Origin of the sequence: Paenisporosarcina sp. NPDC076907 (assembly GCF_050269735.1) — a bacterium.
Lineage (GTDB): Bacteria > Bacillota > Bacilli > Bacillales_A > Planococcaceae > Paenisporosarcina.
Genome location: NZ_JBNNIX010000001.1, coordinates 844,275 through 863,858, shown reverse-complemented (window position 1 = coordinate 863,858; position 19,584 = coordinate 844,275). Strand labels below are relative to the sequence as shown.

At 37.1% G+C, this 19,584-nt stretch carries 14 protein-coding genes and 1 riboswitch; of the genes, 2 read left to right on the top strand and 12 right to left on the bottom strand.

The features are described 5' to 3' along the window. Nucleotides 1-53: 53 nt before the first annotated feature. The 12 genes from fliS to ACQKEV_RS04115 form a co-directional block, all read right to left on the bottom strand. Nucleotides 54-425: a flagellar export chaperone FliS gene (gene fliS / locus ACQKEV_RS04170; protein WP_427443636.1), complete on the bottom strand. Its 372-nt coding sequence runs from the start codon at nucleotides 423-425 to the stop codon at nucleotides 54-56. A 19-nt stretch (nucleotides 426-444) separates the two neighbouring features. Next, the gene (locus ACQKEV_RS04165) at nucleotides 445-834 is read right to left on the bottom strand and encodes a flagellar protein FliT (RefSeq protein WP_427443635.1); all 390 of its coding nucleotides are present in this window, start codon (nucleotides 832-834) and stop codon (nucleotides 445-447) included. Beyond that, a complete protein-coding gene (gene fliD / locus ACQKEV_RS04160; RefSeq protein ID WP_427443634.1) occupies nucleotides 834-2,372 on the bottom strand; it encodes a flagellar filament capping protein FliD in 1,539 nt (512 codons plus the stop codon). Before fliD ends, ACQKEV_RS04165 begins: the two co-directional genes overlap by 1 nt. Nucleotides 2,373-2,397: 25 nt before the next feature. Next, on the bottom strand, nucleotides 2,398-2,739 hold the full coding sequence (gene flaG, locus ACQKEV_RS04155; RefSeq protein WP_427443633.1) for a flagellar protein FlaG: 342 nt from the start codon (nucleotides 2,737-2,739) through the stop codon (nucleotides 2,398-2,400). Nucleotides 2,740-2,933: 194 nt separating this feature from the next. Continuing rightward, the gene (locus tag ACQKEV_RS04150; RefSeq protein ID WP_427443632.1) at nucleotides 2,934-3,647 is read right to left on the bottom strand and encodes a glucosaminidase domain-containing protein; all 714 of its coding nucleotides are present in this window, start codon (nucleotides 3,645-3,647) and stop codon (nucleotides 2,934-2,936) included. A gap of 162 nt (nucleotides 3,648-3,809) precedes the next feature. Next, on the bottom strand, nucleotides 3,810-9,461 hold the full coding sequence (locus ACQKEV_RS04145) for an OmpL47-type beta-barrel domain-containing protein (protein WP_427443630.1): 5,652 nt from the start codon (nucleotides 9,459-9,461) through the stop codon (nucleotides 3,810-3,812). 77 nt (nucleotides 9,462-9,538) lie between these two features. Next, a riboswitch (cyclic di-GMP riboswitch) is annotated at nucleotides 9,539-9,631 on the bottom strand. 34 nt (nucleotides 9,632-9,665) lie between these two features. After that, entirely contained in the window at nucleotides 9,666-13,748 is a 4,083-nt protein-coding gene (locus tag ACQKEV_RS04140) for a hypothetical protein (protein ID WP_427443628.1), read from the bottom strand. Nucleotides 13,749-13,855: 107 nt separating this feature from the next. Then, entirely contained in the window at nucleotides 13,856-14,686 is an 831-nt protein-coding gene (locus tag ACQKEV_RS04135) for a flagellin (RefSeq protein WP_427443627.1), read from the bottom strand. Between the two features lie 179 nt (nucleotides 14,687-14,865). Further along, complete coding sequence (gene csrA, locus ACQKEV_RS04130; protein WP_427443625.1) at nucleotides 14,866-15,087, bottom strand: carbon storage regulator CsrA; 222 nt, start codon at nucleotides 15,085-15,087, stop codon at nucleotides 14,866-14,868. 3 nt (nucleotides 15,088-15,090) lie between these two features. Continuing rightward, on the bottom strand, nucleotides 15,091-15,540 hold the full coding sequence (gene fliW, locus ACQKEV_RS04125) for a flagellar assembly protein FliW (protein ID WP_427443623.1): 450 nt from the start codon (nucleotides 15,538-15,540) through the stop codon (nucleotides 15,091-15,093). Between the two features lie 260 nt (nucleotides 15,541-15,800). Then, nucleotides 15,801-16,463 carry a ribonuclease H family protein gene (locus ACQKEV_RS04120; RefSeq protein WP_427443621.1) on the bottom strand — a complete coding sequence of 221 codons (663 nt, stop codon included), beginning with the start codon at nucleotides 16,461-16,463 and terminating at the stop codon, nucleotides 15,801-15,803. Nucleotides 16,464-16,649: 186 nt separating this feature from the next. Beyond that, nucleotides 16,650-17,150 (bottom strand): C40 family peptidase, encoded by a 501-nt coding sequence (locus ACQKEV_RS04115; protein ID WP_427443619.1) that lies wholly within the window; start codon nucleotides 17,148-17,150, stop codon nucleotides 16,650-16,652. 396 nt (nucleotides 17,151-17,546) lie between these two features. Between ACQKEV_RS04115 and ACQKEV_RS04110 the strand changes: the two genes are divergently transcribed. Both ACQKEV_RS04110 and ACQKEV_RS04105 read left to right on the top strand, forming a co-directional pair. After that, nucleotides 17,547-18,203, top strand: a complete 657-nt coding sequence (locus tag ACQKEV_RS04110; protein WP_427443617.1) for a hypothetical protein — start codon at nucleotides 17,547-17,549, stop codon at nucleotides 18,201-18,203. A 203-nt stretch (nucleotides 18,204-18,406) separates the two neighbouring features. Continuing rightward, the gene (locus ACQKEV_RS04105; protein ID WP_427457729.1) at nucleotides 18,407-19,504 is read left to right on the top strand and encodes a hypothetical protein; all 1,098 of its coding nucleotides are present in this window, start codon (nucleotides 18,407-18,409) and stop codon (nucleotides 19,502-19,504) included. Nucleotides 19,505-19,584 lie beyond the last annotated feature (80 nt).

Below are 19,584 nucleotides of genomic sequence, written 5' to 3'. Positions count from 1 at the left end.
CCAAACCCTCATTTCAATTTCAAAGAATAACAAACGTACCGTGACTTTTAGTTCTATTTCGCCAATTGCATGACTTGTTTCCATGTGTCACGCAACTCTACGATATACCCTTCCACTTCTTCCAAGGATTCCAGGTTATTTTTCATATTGGCGTCAATTAATCTCGTGTACATATATTCATATAGTTGTGCCATATTGTTCGAGATTTCGATATCTTGATTCAAGGTAATTCTCAACTCTTGAACGATATTTTGTGCCTTGATGATATTTGTGTTTTTTACTTCGTAATTTTTTTCCGCCATCGCTTTTTTGGATAGTCTTATGAACTTTAGACACCCGTTGTAAAGCATAAGCGTTAACTCCTGAGGAGATGCTGTCATTACTGAATTCTGTTGATACGCTTGGTAAGGGTTGATTACTGACATATTAAAATCCTCCTGAACATTACTTCCGTTTATCGATAAAAGATCCCTCGGTTGATACATTTTGATACGCACCAATAAACTTCCTGGACCCTTGTTTCGTTTGATTAATTTGTTTCATTTGTGTCTTAAATGATTGATGCAAGCCAGTCATAAGTGATTCAATCATTTGTTGGAAGTCTTTCACTTGATGAATGATTTGTTTATCTTCATCTGTCCATTGAAAGTCCGCTTGCTGTATATATGATTCAAGCTCATCAATCAGCTGTTGTCTTTTTTCAAAGAGTGATTGTAAATTCTCCACTTGCCCATTTTCATTATCTTTCATATTTGAATACAACTTTTTAGCTTGATTATGGATTTCTTCGGTCAATTGAAGATAATCAGCTAGTACGTTTTGGTACCCACTCATTACATGCCACCGAACATGTTTTGTTGCATCCACGTACTTTGTGAATTTGCTTGACTGATTGCTTTCTCCATGGCCGTGAACTGTCTCCAGTATCGATTTTCTGTCATTTTCAAACGATCTTGCCAGTTGCTTATTTCTTCACTCATCTGTTTAATCTTTTTAGAGATGATACTGTTGTCAACAGAAGTTGCAGGGCTCCCTGCTTGGTTGCTCAAGTTTTTAACTACCTCATTCAACTTTTGATAAACTCGGTCACCGATACCAAGACCGTTACCAGTCGCATCTTTATTTGTGAATAATTGCATCACTTCGTCCGGCTTATTCGTAAGAGCTTCTTTCAACTTATCTTCATTGATGAAAAGTTTTCCACCTTCCGTATATGAGCCAGTATTAATACCAATTTGCGAAAGTAGACTGATGTTTCCACTCGCAATGCCTTGGACAGGGTCCATAAAGGCACGTCTTAAATCTTGGATTGCATTTTTTAAAATGGGGTCATTTCGCAACAATCCGCTTCTAGCTTTTTCTTCCCATAATTCTATTTCTTTCTCACTCATGTCTTTTTTCTGTTCATCAGAAAGTGGTTTAAAGTCTGGATAGCGTTTCTCCACTAGTTTCTTCTCGACGCTAGCAATCGTTTCGTTATACTTCTCTACAAAACTTTTTATCGACTCAAGTGATTTCGTTGTATCGGATTGGACGGTGATTGTTGAGGTACCTGTTTGCAACAAGTTTAACGTAATACCATTAATTGTTGTTTTGTTGCTCGTCAAGTTATTTACTGTAATACCGTCGAACTCTACTTCTCCATTTATGGCAGCCGTCATGAAGCTACCAGCTACTGCGGTACTAGTAGAGTACGTTGTTACGTCTGCGTCCATTGCATTCTTTTTACCAATTACTTGATTGGCTAAGTTTGCATTTGGTGTGCCATCAGAATTAATAAAATCGATTGAAAAGTTTTGGGTAGCCCCCATCCCTTTTGTTGAGATGAAAAATCTTGATGTCGTGTTATCGAAGCTCGCACGCAATTCTGTAGCAGTTCCTGCAGTTATATCCTGTAGCTTTTTGGCAACATCTGCATATGTCATATCAGCTGTGATATCAACGTTAGTTGTTGTTCCTCCATTAATATTCACTTTTATTGTACCTGCAGTACCAATTAAATCGGTGGAATTCGCTGGAACGCCTGTAGAATTATTAATAGTGCCTGCAGAATGCATTTTAGCTGGGCTTGCTACGCTTACTACTTTTGCTGTATATGTACCATTGACTGCATTAGCAGTTGTTGTAGCAGTCATACTACTTGTGTTTGATGATGTTGCACTATAAGCATTAAAAGTGCTTTGAAAACGCAAATCACTTGCACTTGCCCGAAGATTCGACAAGGAAAGATTAAACTCACGGAAGGAATCACGTTGCCATTCCGTCCATACTTTGTTTTGCATGAGTTTATCTAAAGGCATTTTTTTCGCTTTCATAAGTTCACTTACTAATTGATCGGTATCCATTCCTGATGCTAATCCACCAATACGCAACTTACCTCACTCCTATCGTTTTTAATTAAAACTTATCATCTACCATTAACCCAGCAAGTTCAGCCATGGATGCATACATATCTAAAAATTTCTTATTTGGAATTTCTTTAAGGACTTTATCTGTGTTTGTATCAATCACTTGGACATAATAGATATCCAACTTTTCATGCAGTTTAAATTTAACTGAAGTCGTTGTAGGTTCAAGAAAATCATTCATACCTTCTACTTTGGTTTCCAACTGTTCTTTCGTAATTTTTTCTGGCTCTTGAATTTGTTTTACTTCATGTTTTTTCCCTTGTATCGGTTGGTCTTTTACAGGTTCTATTCTGTTTGTGAACGGTATGACAGATGGTTGTTTCACTTCCATTAGTAGCTCTCCCCTTATCTCACATCAACTATATCGGTAGATTAGGGAAAGCATGATTGTCCATTAATCATTCTCTTATCTGCCATATCAACCTTTATTTAATATATATCGGCATAAAACTCGAAATTTTTAGCTTTAATTCACATTTATTTGTTCAAAAAAAATAAGACCGATTCAGTTAGAATCTGCCCTATTTATGAAAGATTGTTAAACTGACGACTGACACCTGTAGTCCAATGGTTGTTCAGCCCAGTTGGATCATTTGCTACACCAATTGGGGCATATTTTGCTCCTATTTTAGCTATCGTGTCTATTCCTTGGTTTAAATAATTTTTTCTTAAATTACGTGCCATGTCAAAAATGCTATCCTCAACTGAGTCATAACTTCGGAGGCCGTTCTTACCCATCATACCTGCGACATTATTCTTCTCATTAATTGCTCTTGATGAACCATTCCCTGTTTCATGGATAGCAATCGCAGAAAGGAGACTCGGATCTATATCATACTTTTTCCCTGCATTGATAAAGTGCGAGGCTGTTCCGCTTAATTTCCCTTCCAAACTATTATCCAGTTTCAAGAGTTGCACAGGTTTGAAATAGAAGTCACTTGTGTCATTCGGACTTGTAGGTACACCTATTTTATCTATTGCCTGCATATTTACAGGAAGATTAAATTGACTGTTCATTTGTGGCATCAACTGATTTTGAGCAAAAGGCAGAGTCGTTGTATTGTTCGATTCGCATCCTTGCATCGCTGCATTCAATAACATCAGGAATAGAGAATTTTCGTTTCCTGCATTGCCGAGTGAATTGGTTGCACTACCCGTTTGATTAATCGAAGGCATTGCTTGTGCCTTGGAAGCCATTGTCATGTAATAAAACCAATTGGAAGAGATTGGGCTGGTCATTGATAGATTTCGCACCCTTCTTTATATGTTCATACAATTCATTTTACATAGGAACAATATTTAAATGAATAGTCCTATGGTTGCATCATTTGGTATTTTATAGAATATAAACAATAAAAAGAAAGACTGTGATTAGAAATAAGTCACAGTCCTTCTTCTATATTAGTTTAGTCCAATTGCTCTCTTCACAAAAGATATTAACCATTCCCAGAAGTTGAACCCATGGTGATGGCCGTTATTCGAGCCTTGTTTCGAACCTTTCACTTCCACTTCAGTAGTTCCAAGTACCAGATATTCGCCAAGCATTCCACTAAATTCAAGTGTCTGCTTTCCATTATCCCAATCGAAGTCATCCCGATTGAATTTGAATTGGCCTTTTTCGGCTTGTTTTACATACCCATTATTACTAGAAATGGCAGAAACGCCGTTGATAGATACCGTTTCTAATTTAAAATCCTTCAAGTTAAAGCCTTTCGGCAATGTCACATCAACTGTAAACACACCTCCGTTATCTTTGATAACACCTGGATTTACTTTGATGCTCGCTGATGGAATATAAACACTGATTGTTTTTTCCAAAGTAATCGTCCAACCAGTATTGTCAGTTACCGTTACTTTAACTGAATAACGGCCAGGCTGAGTGAATGAAATGCTTTCACCGTTTTTGTATTCCTTTCCATTTACCGTCAAGATTTCTGATTTGATTCCAGAGCCTGCATCTTTTGCGATATACGTTAACGGTAGTTTAGTTCCTAGCTCATACATATCTTTCAAGTTCCATGAGACAGTTGGTGCAGTTTTGTCGATCTTCACTTCGACAGTTTTTGAATCTTCTTTATTGCCCACATGATCCACACTATAGAAGGAAACTTTGTTAATTCCCTCGTTTGTTACCGTTAAACTTGTGCCTTTTACAAATTCAGATCCGTCCACTGAATAATAAGTTGCTGAGACGCCACTCAATTCGTCTTTCGATACCAATTCCATTGTAAACTCTTTGTGCCATTCATTTGTTACATTCGATGTTGTTACTGGTGCTGTTGGATCAATTTTCACTTCAACAGTTTTTACCTCTTCTACATTTCCAGCGTTGTCCACACTGTAGAATGAGATTTCGTGTATACCTTCTTCATTAACTGTAATTGTTTTTCCTTTCACAAATTCAGTACCATTGACTGAATAATATGTTTTAGAAACGCCACTCAATTCGTCTTTCGATATCAATTCCACTGTAAATTCTTTATTCCAGTCAGCTGTTACATTCGAGCCTGTTTCTGGTGCTGATTGGTCGATCCTAACTTCTTCTGTTTTCGTGTCTTCTTTATTTCCAGCCTTATCCACACTATAATACGAAATTTTGTTAATCCCTTGTTCAGTTAGGGTAAAGTTAGTTCCATCTTTGAATTCAGAACCATTCACTGAATAATAGGTAGCAGAAACGCCACTTAAGTCATCTAATGTTGTCAATTCGACTGTAAACCCTTGTTGCCAATCATCCATTACATTCGAAGTTGTTTTCGGTGCTGATTGATCAATTTTAACTTCTTGTGTTTTTGCATCTTCTTTATTTCCTGCCTCGTCTACGCTATAGAATGAGATTTCGTAGATTCCGTCACTACCCACAGTGAAACTACTTCCTTTTACGTACTCAGAACCATTTAAAGAATAGTACGTTGCCGAAATGCCACTTTCGTTATCTTTTGCGATCAACTCAACCATCAAATCAGAATGCCATTCACCTGTTACATTCGATATTGTTTCTGGTGCAGTTCGGTCAATCTTAACTTCTTTTGTTTTTACTTCTTCTTTATTACCTGCATTATCCTCGCTATAGAACGAAACTTTATTGATACCTTCATCAGTTATTACTAAGCTCGTACCTTCTAGAAATTCTGATCCGTTCACAGAATAGTAGGTTTTAGAAATGCCACTTAAGTCATCTTTTGATGTTAGCTCAACTGTCATACTATCCATTATCCATTTGGATACTTCGTTTAAAGAAGTATGTGGTGCGTTTTTGTCTATCTTTAATTCGAACGTCTGGACTTTTTCTTTATTTCCAGCCTGGTCAACAGAATAGAAAGAGACTTCGTTTATTCCTTCTTGATATAGTGTGAAAGTTGTACCAGCAAGGTATTCGGAACCGTTTATTGAATAGTAGGTATTCGCGATGCCGCTTTGACCGTCAAATGTTGTCAATGTCACATCAACTGGTTGAGTAGACCAAACTGGAATTCCGCTCATCATAGTCTCTGGTGCTGTTTGATCAATTTTCACGTAAGAAGTTTGGACAGACTCTTTATTTCCTACTTTGTCGACTGAATAGAAGGAAACTTTATGGATGCCTTCTCTTTCAATTTCAAATAAGTTACCTTCCAAGAACTCACTGTCATTCACAGAGTAATAGGTGTTTGCTACTCCAGTTTCATTGTCCGTTGCAGACAAAGTCACAACGGTTTTTTGATTTACCCAGTCCTTAGGTACACTAATAGTTGTTACCGGTTCTTCCGTGTCAACAATCAATTTAGCCATAACGACGTTAGACGGTTCCGATTCCCCGAAAGAGTTCCCATGTGAAGTCACATAAAATTCGTGATTTGCATACGACAGATTAGAAACTGTGTAAGACAAATTATTTACTTTTTCTGCTATCAAAACTGGGCTACCCTCGTTCATTTGATAAACATTATAGCCGTTGGCATAAGTGACAAAATCCCATGTTATCCTAGTACTTGAATTACTTAGAACAGTCACATTAGCAACAGGGGGCTGCATAACTGGATATACAATCTCTTTCGTAATTATGTTAGAAGGATTAGATTCTCCAAACTTTGTACTGTATGCACTTACTTCAAAGGAATGTGTATCTTCGGTCACATTGTAAACTTTGTTTGTCAAAGACGATCCTTTATAAATCAACTTTCTAGTGTCCCCTATCGTTTGATAAACACGGTACTCATTCGCCCAAGGAACAGACTTCCACGAAAGCGTGACATTGTTAATGTTGAAGAAATCCCCTGTTAAGACAGGTGGTTGTACAACCGGCCAAGTCAAACTGACGCCTACTGTAATACCTTCAGGAGATTCTCCGAAACGGGTACTTTCTGAGTGCACTTCGAATTCGTATTCCCCTTCCGGCAAATCTCTGAACGTTGCGCTTGTACCAACCACTGTTTGTCTCAAAATCAATTGACCATCAATTTTTTGATATACTTTGTAACTTGAAGCGTAAGTGGATGCATTCCATCTTAAAACAATATCATTTCCGTTAGTGATGCTTTGGGTTAGATTCAGTGGAGCTTGCATTACTGGGTAAAGCACAGTAACTGAAACTTCACTTCCTTCTGGCGATTCACCAAAACGGTCACTGAAGGAGTGAACTTCATACGTGTAATCTCCCTCAGGCATATTGGACAATGATACTAAGTTACTTGTAACAGTTTTGACCAACTCTCGTTGCTCATTTATTACTCGATAAACTTTATAAGATGTTGCATTCGTAGAAGCATCCCATTTTAGTGAAATATCATTACCATTGGCAATATTGTAAATCACATTTTCTGGTGCTTGCATCGTATACTCATTCTGTTTAACTACTAATTCACTGCCATTTAGTGATTCCCCAAATCGGGTACTTACTGAATGGATTACATATAAATGTTCACCAGCTGGCACTTTAGACAGTATGGTAGTTAATGTTGTAGATGAAGACCTCAATATTTTTTGGCCATCTACCAGTTCATATACTTTGTAACTGTTTGCATTTGGAGCAGCAATCCATGACAGTACAACGTCATTGCCATTTTGTATTTTATGAGTTACATTTTCTGGCGCTTTTATTGTCGGATGCACCAATGAAAATGTAATTTCTGCTCCAAACTCCGATTCACCATGGGTGGAAGAATTAGAATGGACTACATATGTGTAATCTCCGGCAGGCATATTGGAGTAGGTAATACTTAATGTAGCTGAATTGCTCTTCTGCACTTTTACTCCATCAATTACTTGATAAACCTTATAGTTTGTTGCTTTTTCTACAGCTGTCCAGCTCAATTTGATATCATTTCCGTTAGTTATGGTATTTGTTAAATTCTGCGGAGCCTGCATTGTCTGGCCCTTTAAATTAAACGACACCTGAGCTCCATTAGTAGACTCTCCGAATTTGGAAGAGCTTGAATATATCTCATATACATAGTCCCCTGAAGGCATGTTCGAATAAGTCACACTAGCACCTGTTACGGTACTCTTTAGTATTTTTTGTCCATTGACGATTTGATAGATTTTGTAATTTGTAGCATAATCAGCCGCATCCCACGACAAAGTAAAGGATGTTTCGGATTTTAATGTTTCTTTTACATTCGCAGGTGGCTTCATTGTTGGATGAACTAAGGCAAAAGAAACACTGATGCCATCTTTCGATTCACCAAAACGATCGCTAAAAGAGAATACTTCATAGTCGTAATCTCCGGCAGATTTATTTGAATAGGTAACGGAAGTACCTGTTACCGTGCTTCTCAACACCTTTTGTCCATCAACAATTTGATAGACCTTATAGCTTGTTGCGTTGGCAGAACTGCTCCAATTTAACACAATGTCATTTCCGTTTTGGATTTTGTACTCTATGTTACTCGGAGCTTCTAACATCAAGCCTTCAACCGACAAACCCACTCTACTTCCTTCAGTGGATTCACCAAATCTATCACTGAAAGAGTAAACTTCATATACATAATCTCCAGCAGCTACCTTCGGATAGCTGACACTCGTGCTTGCCACTGTACTTTTTAATACTTTTTCTCCATCAACGATTTGATAAACTTTGTAGCTGGATGCGTAAGGAACGCTTTCCCAAGTCAACAAGATATCATTCGTATTCTGAAGTTTGTACGCAAAGTTATCTGGTGCGATCATGGTCACTGAGCTAACCGTAACAGCTAGCTTATTGCTTTCAGTTGACTCCCCAAAACGATCACTGTTAGATCGAATTTCATATATATAATCTCCTGCCGGCAAATTCGTAACTTTAGCAGTTGTAGTAGTTAAAGTATTTTTCAAAACGGATTGTCCATCTACAATTTGATAAAGTTTATAATTAGTTGCGTACGGAACTGCATCCCATTTTAATGTGATGTCACTGCCATTCGTCACAGAATAAGTGAAATTGGCTGGCATTGTCATTATTGGATACACAACTTCACCTTGAACTACATCTGAAAGTGAAGATTCCCCGTATAATGTATTCATCGCCGATACGGCATATTTAAAGTTTCCTTCTGGCGCATCAGAAACTGTGAATGTTTTGTTCGTAGTAGAAGTTAGCAATGTCTTCTGACCATCATCTGTTAACTTGTACAGATTATACTTTTCTATATAAGCAGATGTCCCCCAACTCAATACAATATCATTGCCATTTCTTATCGTTTGCGTCATTGCTGATGGTGCTTGCATTTCCGGGTAAATTATATCAACAGAAATAGGCGCACAAGGACCTGACTCGCCTTCAGCACTCAAAGTTGAAACAACGTATCGATATGATCCTTCAGCCAAATTGTTTAAATTATAGCTAGTGGAAGTACTCTTTCCAAGAAGAGTTAGCTGACCTTCCTGAATTTCATACACATTGTATCCAGTTGCTCCGAATACTGGACTCCATGTAAGTTTTACGTCATCTGGTGTTACTTGTTGAGTAGCCAAATTGCTCGGCGGTAAAATGTTGCTATTCGTTGAAGCAAATGCAATTGCAAAAGGGTTAAGCATTTGAATTAAAAGTAGCAATAATGCCAAATAAGATGTTAGTTTAATCGTTTGTTTATTCATTCCAATACCTCTCCGCTTCTTGAATTCCAAAGAAAAAGAACCTTCAACAAGGTTCATAGAATCGGACTATGATTCCTTGTGGTAACCGGCTGCCATCCATGAAATGATTACATGGTACAGGCCCTTGGCTTTGCGTCCCACGGTTTCCCAATGGTTTGCCTTTTTCACTTGGTATCTATTATATTTTTAGTCAATTATCATTGGCTAGTTAATAATCAATATTAAAGTCTTTCGTATTGAGCCATTTTGAATCGTAATTGTTACTTTTCCATAGGAGGCAGTTGACGGAATAGTAATCCTTCCATCCTTATCAATCATTGCCCGGCTAGGAACTAAACTTTTGTATATGGTTCCTGCATCTGCATTTGTTATATCTTTAAGATGTCCTTCTCCATATATACCGTTAACTCTCAGCTGAGTTGTGCCATTGCGATGCATAACATCCGTTACGTTTAACACTTGCATGTCTGTTAGTATTCCACTTCGATCTTCTTCTACTGTGAGAATTAGGGACATTTGCAAAGTACCATTTTTTACCGTAATCGTTACATTTCCATAAGATGCTGAAGGCGGGATCGTTACCGTTCCATTCTCATCTACCATTGCACGACTTGGTGCTGAACTTATATACTTAGTTCCTTCAATTCCTTTTGTTAGATCTTTTTCCGTTCCATCTCCATAGAAACCCATAACGGTAAGCTGACTCTGTCCGTTCCTTTGCAGTACATCAGCTTCATTTGTTACTTTAATATCTGATAAGACACCACTTAAATCTTCTTCAATTATAAGAATAATGTTTTCTTGCAAAGTACCGTTTTTAACCGTAATTGTCACATTTCCATAAGATGCTGAAGGTGGAATCGTTACAGTTCCATTCTCATCCACCATTGCACGGCTTGGGGCAGAACTTATATACGTGGTTCCTTCAATTCCTTTTGTCAGATCTTTTTCTGATCCGTTTCCATAGAATCCGGTAACTGTCAGCTGTCCACTTCCATTCCGTTGCAGTACATTAACTTCGGTTGCGACTTGAATATCTTTTAACAGTTCACTTTGATTTTCTTCTACAGTTAGAATCACGGACTTTTGTAAAGAACCGTTTTTAACGGTAATCGTTACATTTCCATAAGATGCTGAAGGTGGAATCGTTACAGTTCCATTTGCATCTACCATTGCACGACTTGGGACTGAACTTATATACGTGGTTCCTTCAGTTCCTGTTGTCAGATTTTTTTCTGATCCGTTTCCATAGAATCCGGTAACTGTCAGCTGTCCACTCCCATTCCGTTGCAGTACATTAACATCGGTTGTGACTTGTATTTCTTTTAACAGTTCACTTTGGTCTTCTTCTACAGTAAGAATAACGGACTTTTGTAAAGAACCGTTTTTAACGGTAATCGTCACATATCCATAAGATGCTGAAGGTGGAATCGTTACAGTTCCATTCGCATCTACCATTGCACGACTTGGGACTGAACTTATATACGTGGTTCCTTCGATTCCTTTTGTCAGATCTTTTTCTAATTCATTTCCATAAACACCACTAACGGCAAGCTGACTGGTTCCATTCCGTTGCAGTACATTAATATCGGTTGTGACTTGTATTTCTTTTAACAGTTCACTTTGATCTTCTTCTACAGTTAGAATAACGGACTTTTGTAAAGAACCGTTTTTAACGGTAATCGTCACATTTCCATAAGATGCTGAATCTGGAATCGTTACAGTACCATTCGCATCTACCATTGCACGACTTGGGACTGAACTTATATACGTTGTCCCCATTTCCCCATTGGTAATATCCTTTTCACTTTCGTCATTGTAAGTTCCAATCGCGGAAAGTTTAATTACATCTTCTCGATAAACACTTTGATCATTTGGAAATACATTTAATTCAGTTATATCTGGCACATCTACTATGATTCGAGTTTTTACTGACGCCAAATTATTTTTAGCTGTTATAGTAACTTCTCCACTTGAAGCACTAGGAGCTAGACTAATTAAACCATTCTCGCTTACCTGAACACTTGCAAGATTTGAGGAAAAATATTTAGTGCCTTCTGTAGAATTTGTGACATCTTTAGTTGTTCCATCAGTCATAAATGCTTTTAACACAACTTGCACTTTGTTATTGATTATAGAAAGATTTTCTTCAGATGGTGAGATTACTAAAGTTTTTACTACAGGCTTCGTGACAGTAACCGATGTTTTAGAAACGATACTACCATATGAAACTTGTATTTCAGCAGTGCCCTGCGTATCTCCTGAAGCAGCCAGAATAAGTCCATCCTTATTAACAGATACAATTAACGGATTACTGCTCTTATACGTCACACCACTTGATGAACTTGTAACATTTTTCCTTGCTCCATCTTCAATTAATACGACTTTCATTTGCTCAGCCTGTCCCGGCTGTAAAATTGATGACAATGGTGATACCTGCAGCATCGACCCACTCCCACCATTTACTTTCACTTCAACTTGTTTCGTTAAATTCCCGTAGGAAACTTCTATAACCACTACGCCAGAACCTGCCTGTTCAGGAACTGTGAGAAGTCCTTTTGAACTGACTAGTAGTAAATCTGGATTTGAGGTTGAATATCTTGTCAAAGAATTAGATGTTACATTTTGGTTTTCTGCAGATTGATTAGTAAACTTCAACAATGGACTTAATTGATATGTTTGCCCTTTAGTAATACTTTCTGGGGCAGAGAACCAAAGTGAACTTGGAACAGGCGGGCTGACTGTGATTTTTCCATTTACTACATTAATATTGAAGGTCGATAAAGGATTTCCTCCTACTTTTGTTGCTACAGTATGATTTCCTAAGACATCACTTATTGACAAACTCTCAAGCACCCATTCATCAAATTCGTCGTATTTATCGATTTGTACATAGGCAGTATATTGATTATTTAATTTTGTAAAATACAAATTCAATAATTTTCCACTTGGCTTTCGGTATGCACCATACAATGTACGACCTGAAATGCCAGATAATTGATCTTCCACTTCAATCATTAGTTTTACGGTTGCCTGTTGTGTTGAAGTTTGCTGTACTTCAATTTCGCCATGAACAAACTCGGGTCCTTCCCAATCAGGAGTTGTCCCCGCTACAGTGACAGTACAATGGTTAAAATCCTTAGAATTATCATTTAAATCAACATAACCTGTTATCGTTCGAACATTTCCAACTGCATCATGCAAAACAACTGACGTTAATATCCATTTCCCATTCTCCTCATATTGTCCTACAAGGTATGAACCCACATAGTCGCCATTTGCATTTTCATGTAAATATAGTGACTTTAATTGGCCATTTGGAGTCTTATAATTAACTGTAACGAAGCTTACACCAGATTCATCGTCCGATATGCTTGCTTTTACTCCAATGCCCTCCTTTGCTTTAACTTGAAGGGAAGTAACAGCAATCTCATGCAGCAATGGGGCTTGAGAATCTTTTATTGTTCCAACAACTTCTATATTACAATGATTTAAATTTTTACTATTATCTTCATTATCTATATAACTAGTGATATATTTTGAATTTCCGGCAATATCACTAACCACTACTGATTGTAAAATCCAAGAGCCACTTTCATCATATTTTCCAATGGAATATTCTCCATAATATTGACCATTTTTTAGCCCTAAACGAATAGTCTTTGTCTTTCCGCTAGGCTTTCTATAAATAGCTTCGACACTTGCTACGCCAGATTCATCATCTGCCACTTCAGCTGTTACTGCGATTTTGTCATCTATGCTTAATTGTGAAGTAGCAACCGAAATATATTTCAATACTGGGGCAAGTTTATCGGTTGATACAGGCAAGGCAACGCCTGATACATTCAAAGACAGCGTAGTAAAATCCACTTTCTCCCCATTTGTTTGAGACATCCCATTAGTTAGATTAACTGAATTTTGCTTGTTATCTTCAAGAAAGATAGAGTGGGCTTTCCATTCTCCAGCTACATCTATTTCTGTAACACTGATATAAGCTTCATATTTCCCAGTGGCTGTATTTAAGAGAAACGGTCTTTTAAGTATCTGGCCATTGGGCTTTGTATAGGTGATTTCTCCTTTATTGAATCCAGATAATTCGTCTGATATTTCAGCTATTATTTTCACAGGTTCTGTCGGAGACAATTCCTGGCTCGATAGACTAATTGAAGTAATCAAGGGTTCCTGAAGATCAGGAGTCATGCCGGGAATTTCCACATCAATTGCATACGCAATCGTTTGTATAAATATCAAAAGGATGGTAATAAATGTAACTAATATTTTTTTCATAGAGACCTCTTTATAAGTAATATTGAACCAATACAAATGACCTATGCTTTTGGTAAAAAAATAAACTCTGGATATTCCAGAGTTTATTCCTTTGAAAAAAGTAATTATTAACGAAGTAATTGAAGAACACCTTGTGGCTGTTGGTTAGCTTGAGCCAACATCGCTTGTGCAGCTTGAGAAAGAATTGAATTTTTAGTTTGTTGCATCATTTCTTTCGCCATGTCTACGTCACGAATACGAGATTCAGCAGCAGTTAGGTTTTCAGAAGAAGTGTTTAAGTTATTAATCGTGTGCTCTAGGCGATTTTGTTTTGCACCTAATTGAGAACGTTCATCTGAAACTAATTTGATTGCATCATCAATAAGTGTAATAGCAGCAGTTGATGTTGCACTATCAGCTCCTAAATCAATTAAGTCTACTCCTAATGCACCTGATTGCATGTCAGCAAAAGTAACTGTTAAAGTCTGGTCTTCATTAGCACCAATCTGGAAAGTAAAATTGCCGTCTGTAGCAGTTCCACCTTTCCCGTCTAATAATTTTTGCGTATTAAACTCAGTAGTTGTTGCAATACGATCAATTTCCAGAATTAAATCCGCATTTTCTTTTTGAATCTGTGCTCTATCATCTGCAGTATTAGTATCAGATGATGATTGAACAGCTAATTCGCGCATGCGTTGAAGAATATCGTGAGTTTCGTTCAAGGCACCTTCAGCTGTTTGAATCATTGAAATACCATCTTGAGAGTTTTTAGATGCTTGCTCTAATCCACGAATTTGTCCGCGCATTTTTTCAGAAATTGATAAACCTGCTGCGTCATCTGCTGCACTGTTGATACGAAGACCTGAAGAAAGTTTCTCCATGTTTTTCATTTGTGCATTACTTGCGCTACCTAATTGGCGATGTGTGTTAAGTGCTGCGATATTGTGGTTAATTCTCATTTTGTATTACCTCCGTGTAATGTTTTTTGTTTTTTTGCAAGAGTTCAAATCCGTTTGAACTTCCTTACAATATTAATATCGGAAGTAGATTTAAAATGTTTAGCGTTTTTTGAAACTATTTCTTTAAAATTTTTAAAAAATAAAAAGCCTGCTAAAATATCGCAGGCTTACCCATAAATTCACTTCTTCATTTTCAAGAAATCACTCAAGTTAATGACATTCGAAGTTGCTCGTCGATTCTCTTCCTGAATCTCCAAATAAATTTCCTTCCGGTGGATAGTGATATGCTTTGGTGCTTTAATCCCGAGTTTCACCGTTTCTCCTTCGATAGCAGTAACAAAGATTTCAATGTCATTATCAATAATGATGGATTCACCTTTTTTTCTTCCAAGCACTAACATCTGCTACACCTGCCTTGCTTCAGCACCTTGGAATAAAGGCTGCTTAATTAAATAGTCTTTGTTATCCAAAACAATCTGCATGCCAAGTTGTCTATTGTTATTGATGACAAGCGGTGCTTTTAAGTTAGTTGTCGCATCCTTAATTTCACCCTTTGCTGTAACCGTTGTTAAGACGATTGCATCAGTTGGATCTTTCAATTCAAGTCTATCTACCATTTGTTCTTCTAGTTTAATGTCGTATTCCTTAAAAAACGAGAAAGGATCTACTAGAAAGAAGTTCACTGCTTCTTCCTCTATCGATTGCAGGAAAAAGAATGGGGATTCCTCGTTTTCATCTGCCGGCAATAATGCATATTTTTTAAATTCCTCAAATCCTGGAATCCCTTTATCGAATGTAATGATACTGCTATCAGCTACTTCTCTTTCACCAAAACGGCTTGTATGTATCTTCATAATGTCTCTCCCTTCGTTTCTATGAGCGATTCGATGTTTATACTATTTCCTATTTTTACACAAATCGTGTTTAGTCGCAGTATATATTATACATTCACTGACGATGTTCTTATGGATTATCACCTTGCTGATAAAAAATCTTCTATTCTCTTCATATATACACTCCAACTTATCCTACTAATTCTATACAAAAAAATGCGACCGAAGATAACATTTCGGTCGCTCCTATATTTGGTACGGAATTTTCACTGTCTGTTTCCCTACTCTGCTTTTATCTCACTGGTAGCCGTTATTTCAGTCCCATTCAGTGCTTGTGTAGCCAACCTGTCCGCTTCTGCATTCGATTTTCGCGGGACCAGTTTGTACTCTGGTTGGATACCGAGGCGTTTCAGCTTATCATCAATTCTGTCTGCCCACTTGGATAAGTTCGACTCGAGCGCCGGCCACTCCCCGTTCATTTGGTTAATGACCACCTGCGAGTCACCGATGAACAGCACTGGGAGATGGTGGACATTTAAAAGCTCCAGTTCCTGCAGGCACAAATAAAGCGCCGCATATTCAGCTTCGTTATTTGATATGAGCTCGGCAGATGGTGAATTCCGTCGCAACCTGTACGACTTTCCACTTTGGTCATAATAAATAACGCAACCCAAGCCCGATCTGCTGGTTTCAATGTCGAAGCCGCCGTCGAAATATACTTTGATGTTATGTGCTTCGGTTTCTAATCCTTTTAAATAACCCTTCATTTCCTTTACTGTCCACGTTGCATCAAACCGATCAATGAAGGTCATTTTTTTTGCGCGTCCGGTTCTCTCCATGTCCTCCGCAAGCAATATTGCTTGTGCGACCGGCATTTCCTCGGAGTTAAAGACGGTTTCGGTCCCTTTCGGTGTTCGATAAACCCATTCTATTCGGATATACATCGCTAGTCCTCCCTCTACCAGTAAGCCTGTATTCTTATTATTTTTCCCATTTAACTGCTCATTATAAACCGTCTAAGTTTCGCCAATGCAAATAGCGCATTGTTTTCTACTAATATACTCTAACTTAAACAAAAAAAGCCTTGTCGCAATCAATATGCGTCAAGGCTTTATTATAAGTTTTAAGTTTTATTTTTTAGATGAAGCTACTTGAGTTACTTTTGCAACTCGTTTAGCACCTACATATTTAGAACCCCAATAATAAGGATCATTAATGCTTGAAACAGAAACACCTTTGCTTGATCTAGAATGAATGAACTTTCCATTACCGATGTAAATCCCTACGTGAGAAACACCTTTACCTAAAGTATTGAAAAATACTAGATCACCAGTCGCAAGGTTACTCTTTTTAACTGAAGTACCAGTAGCGTACATACCTGCAGACGTTCTTGGTAATGCTACGCCAACTTTTTTATATACATAGCCAATAAATCCAGAGCAATCAAAGCCTTTAGTCGTTGTACCGCCATAAACATATTTAATACCCATTAATTTATTGGCATTTGATACAACTTGTGTTGAATTGACATTACTTGCGGCATCCGTTTGGTTTGCAAATGGTGCCATCATTAAAAATAAAGCAATTGTACTCATCAAAATGACTTTAAGGAACTGAGATTGTAATTTCATAAATTTGAATCCTCCGGTATACGCATGGCTGCAATATATTTCTGAAAATTTAACTAAAGTCAGTTTACCATGTTTTAAACCTATTTTATTTTACATTTATGTAACAAACACGTTACATTTAACTACAAATAATTCTAAATTTACTGTTTATATTAATTTTAACAATATTTTTTCTATTATTACGACACAATAATCAATTAGAAAAGTTATAACAGATATTGCTTCCCTTTCAATTGCAGGATAAGTACACCAAGTTATAGAACTTATTTTAATAGAAATTGAGTATCTAGATAATAGAAGGAGGTCTGCCATTCTATAGTAGATTGTATAGGTAAATTAATTCTTTGATTCTGCCTTTGGAATGTTGAAACTAGACACTGAATGGAGGTAATTTTTATGAAAAAAATCGTTTCTGTCATTTCATTGTTATTCTTATTTTCACTTGTATTTACTCCCTCCAATGCTGAAGCAAAAGTGATGTGGGGTAAAACGGAACTCAAAGTTGGACAGTTGGGGAAAGTAATCGTTTTGACAGACACCAATTTGTATAAAATTAAGGCAGATCAGACTTTATCAGTTGTCCGTTTGTTGAAGAAGGGTGACGAGTACCGTGTTTACAGTTTTAAAAATAATCATGGCGGTTTATACGGAGTCGGTGGAGGTACGTTCATTCAAAAGGCCCTATCAATCAAATACGAAACTCCTTCTAAAAATAAATTAGCTCTACTAGCATTAGAAAATAATGTAGATTCCAAAGAACCGAAGGACTTGAAGACTTATGAAACTGAACAGACACCGTATGAGTTTTATTCGTTCCATGAACGTTTTAAAACGATCTCTGATGGTTGGGAAGTTTACCAAGGCACGACATATGATAAAGTTTACACAGTATTAGGAAAACCTTATATGATTAGAGATTTGACGGACTCCGGCTATCCAGGTGTAACGCAATGGAAATACCAACACGTCTACACTCATGGCGGCTCTTATAGCATAGATTATGTATTAGTATATTTTTATAATGGAAAAGTAATAAGTTCATTAGAATTGTAGAGATGACTAAATGACTCCGGAATTTCTCTGGAGTCATTTTCCTTTGAGTAATACTAAATTACTATAACCTTATACCTAGAATAGTATCTACCATATTGAAATTCCGATTATTGATTGTTAGAATTTAACACAATAAGAAGATAAAATGATAACAACTTCCTATTAAATAAAAATACATAATGACTATTTGGAGTGACCGATTGGTGAAAACAGTGAATGCTTTAATAAATACAATAAACAGTGAGTTGTGGTCTGCTTTAATTGGCGCAATTGTGGGGCTTCTCGTCAGTGTGATATTTGACGATTCGTTGAGAGAGTTGAAGAGAAACATGAAAAGAAGATATAAGCGGCTATTTACTGAGAAAAATGAATTTAAGTCCCACCTATTTACGATAGGAAAGACCTCAACCAACTTTTTTGTAGTAGATGGAGACGGACTAACTGAGATAAAACCCGAAAATATAGAATGTAGAGTCAGTAATGATCCAATTCAACTGCCCGAAGAATTGGAACAATTGAAAAAAGAAATTGCTGATAATGAAGCATTAAAAGAATTAAATGGGATGGAACATAAGTGGAATGGTCCTTTGTATAGTTTGGTTAAATACCGCAATAGTAGAACCGAGCATAATGAAGACATGACCGTTTTATTCAACTTCCATAAAACAGATTATTTTACTTTTCAGGCTCTAAATATGCAGTTAAGTCGACAATTAATGTCCGGGAAAACAATAGCAGAAGAATATATTCCATATAACCGATTGGAAACTTTACAACCGATTTTAGCAAATGGATTCGGTATTGGCTTGGTTATCATAACATCCGATCAAGATATTATTTTCACCCAGCGAACCGAATATAGTGGTACAAGAGGGAGTCAAATGGACATCAGTGTTGTTGAAGGCGTGCATCCTCACTTGGACAACAATCCTCCCGACTTATTCAATACTGCTATTCGGGGAGCAAAAGAAGAACTTGGCATTACTATCACGAGGGACATGATTAAATTTTTAGGCTATGGAATAGATTTGGATTATTACCAATGGAATATGATTGGTTTTGCCGAGGTCACTGAATCAGCAAAAGAAATCCAGAAAATCAGAAGTAGAGGTTCATCCGGCAAATGGGAAAATTCCTTACTTATTAATAGAAACTTTAAACCTCAGGAAGTAGCAAAAATAATTGTAAATGAAGATATGTGGTCAACTGCCAAAGTGGCCATTTATTGGACAGCCGTCAATCAATTAGGAAAAAACGATGTGGAACGTGCGCTGAACAAAGAATTGAAGAAACATAACTAACAAAGTTAATAGCTTCAACAATCGCAACTTAAAATTACTCTGTGCCAATACAAGAAAAAACGAACGAAGTGAGCAAGTCA

What these genes read in the sequence shown, in the direction of transcription:
- fliS (WP_427443636.1), bottom strand. Translation starts at nt 425, where the DNA reads ATGTCAGTAATCAACCCTTACCAAGCGTATCAACAGAATTCAGTAATG.
- ACQKEV_RS04165 (WP_427443635.1), bottom strand. Translation starts at nt 834, where the DNA reads ATGAGTGGGTACCAAAACGTACTAGCTGATTATCTTCAATTGACCGAA.
- flaG (WP_427443633.1), bottom strand. Translation starts at nt 2,739, where the DNA reads ATGGAAGTGAAACAACCATCTGTCATACCGTTCACAAACAGAATAGAA.
- ACQKEV_RS04150 (WP_427443632.1), bottom strand. Translation starts at nt 3,647, where the DNA reads ATGACCAGCCCAATCTCTTCCAATTGGTTTTATTACATGACAATGGCT.
- ACQKEV_RS04145 (WP_427443630.1), bottom strand. Translation starts at nt 9,461, where the DNA reads ATGAATAAACAAACGATTAAACTAACATCTTATTTGGCATTATTGCTA.
- ACQKEV_RS04140 (WP_427443628.1), bottom strand. Translation starts at nt 13,748, where the DNA reads ATGAAAAAAATATTAGTTACATTTATTACCATCCTTTTGATATTTATA.
- ACQKEV_RS04135 (WP_427443627.1), bottom strand. Translation starts at nt 14,686, where the DNA reads ATGAGAATTAACCACAATATCGCAGCACTTAACACACATCGCCAATTA.
- csrA (WP_427443625.1), bottom strand. Translation starts at nt 15,087, where the DNA reads ATGTTAGTGCTTGGAAGAAAAAAAGGTGAATCCATCATTATTGATAAT.
- fliW (WP_427443623.1), bottom strand. Translation starts at nt 15,540, where the DNA reads ATGAAGATACATACAAGCCGTTTTGGTGAAAGAGAAGTAGCTGATAGC.
- ACQKEV_RS04120 (WP_427443621.1), bottom strand. Translation starts at nt 16,463, where the DNA reads ATGTATATCCGAATAGAATGGGTTTATCGAACACCGAAAGGGACCGAA.
- ACQKEV_RS04115 (WP_427443619.1), bottom strand. Translation starts at nt 17,150, where the DNA reads ATGAAATTACAATCTCAGTTCCTTAAAGTCATTTTGATGAGTACAATT.
- ACQKEV_RS04110 (WP_427443617.1), top strand. Translation starts at nt 17,547, where the DNA reads ATGAAAAAAATCGTTTCTGTCATTTCATTGTTATTCTTATTTTCACTT.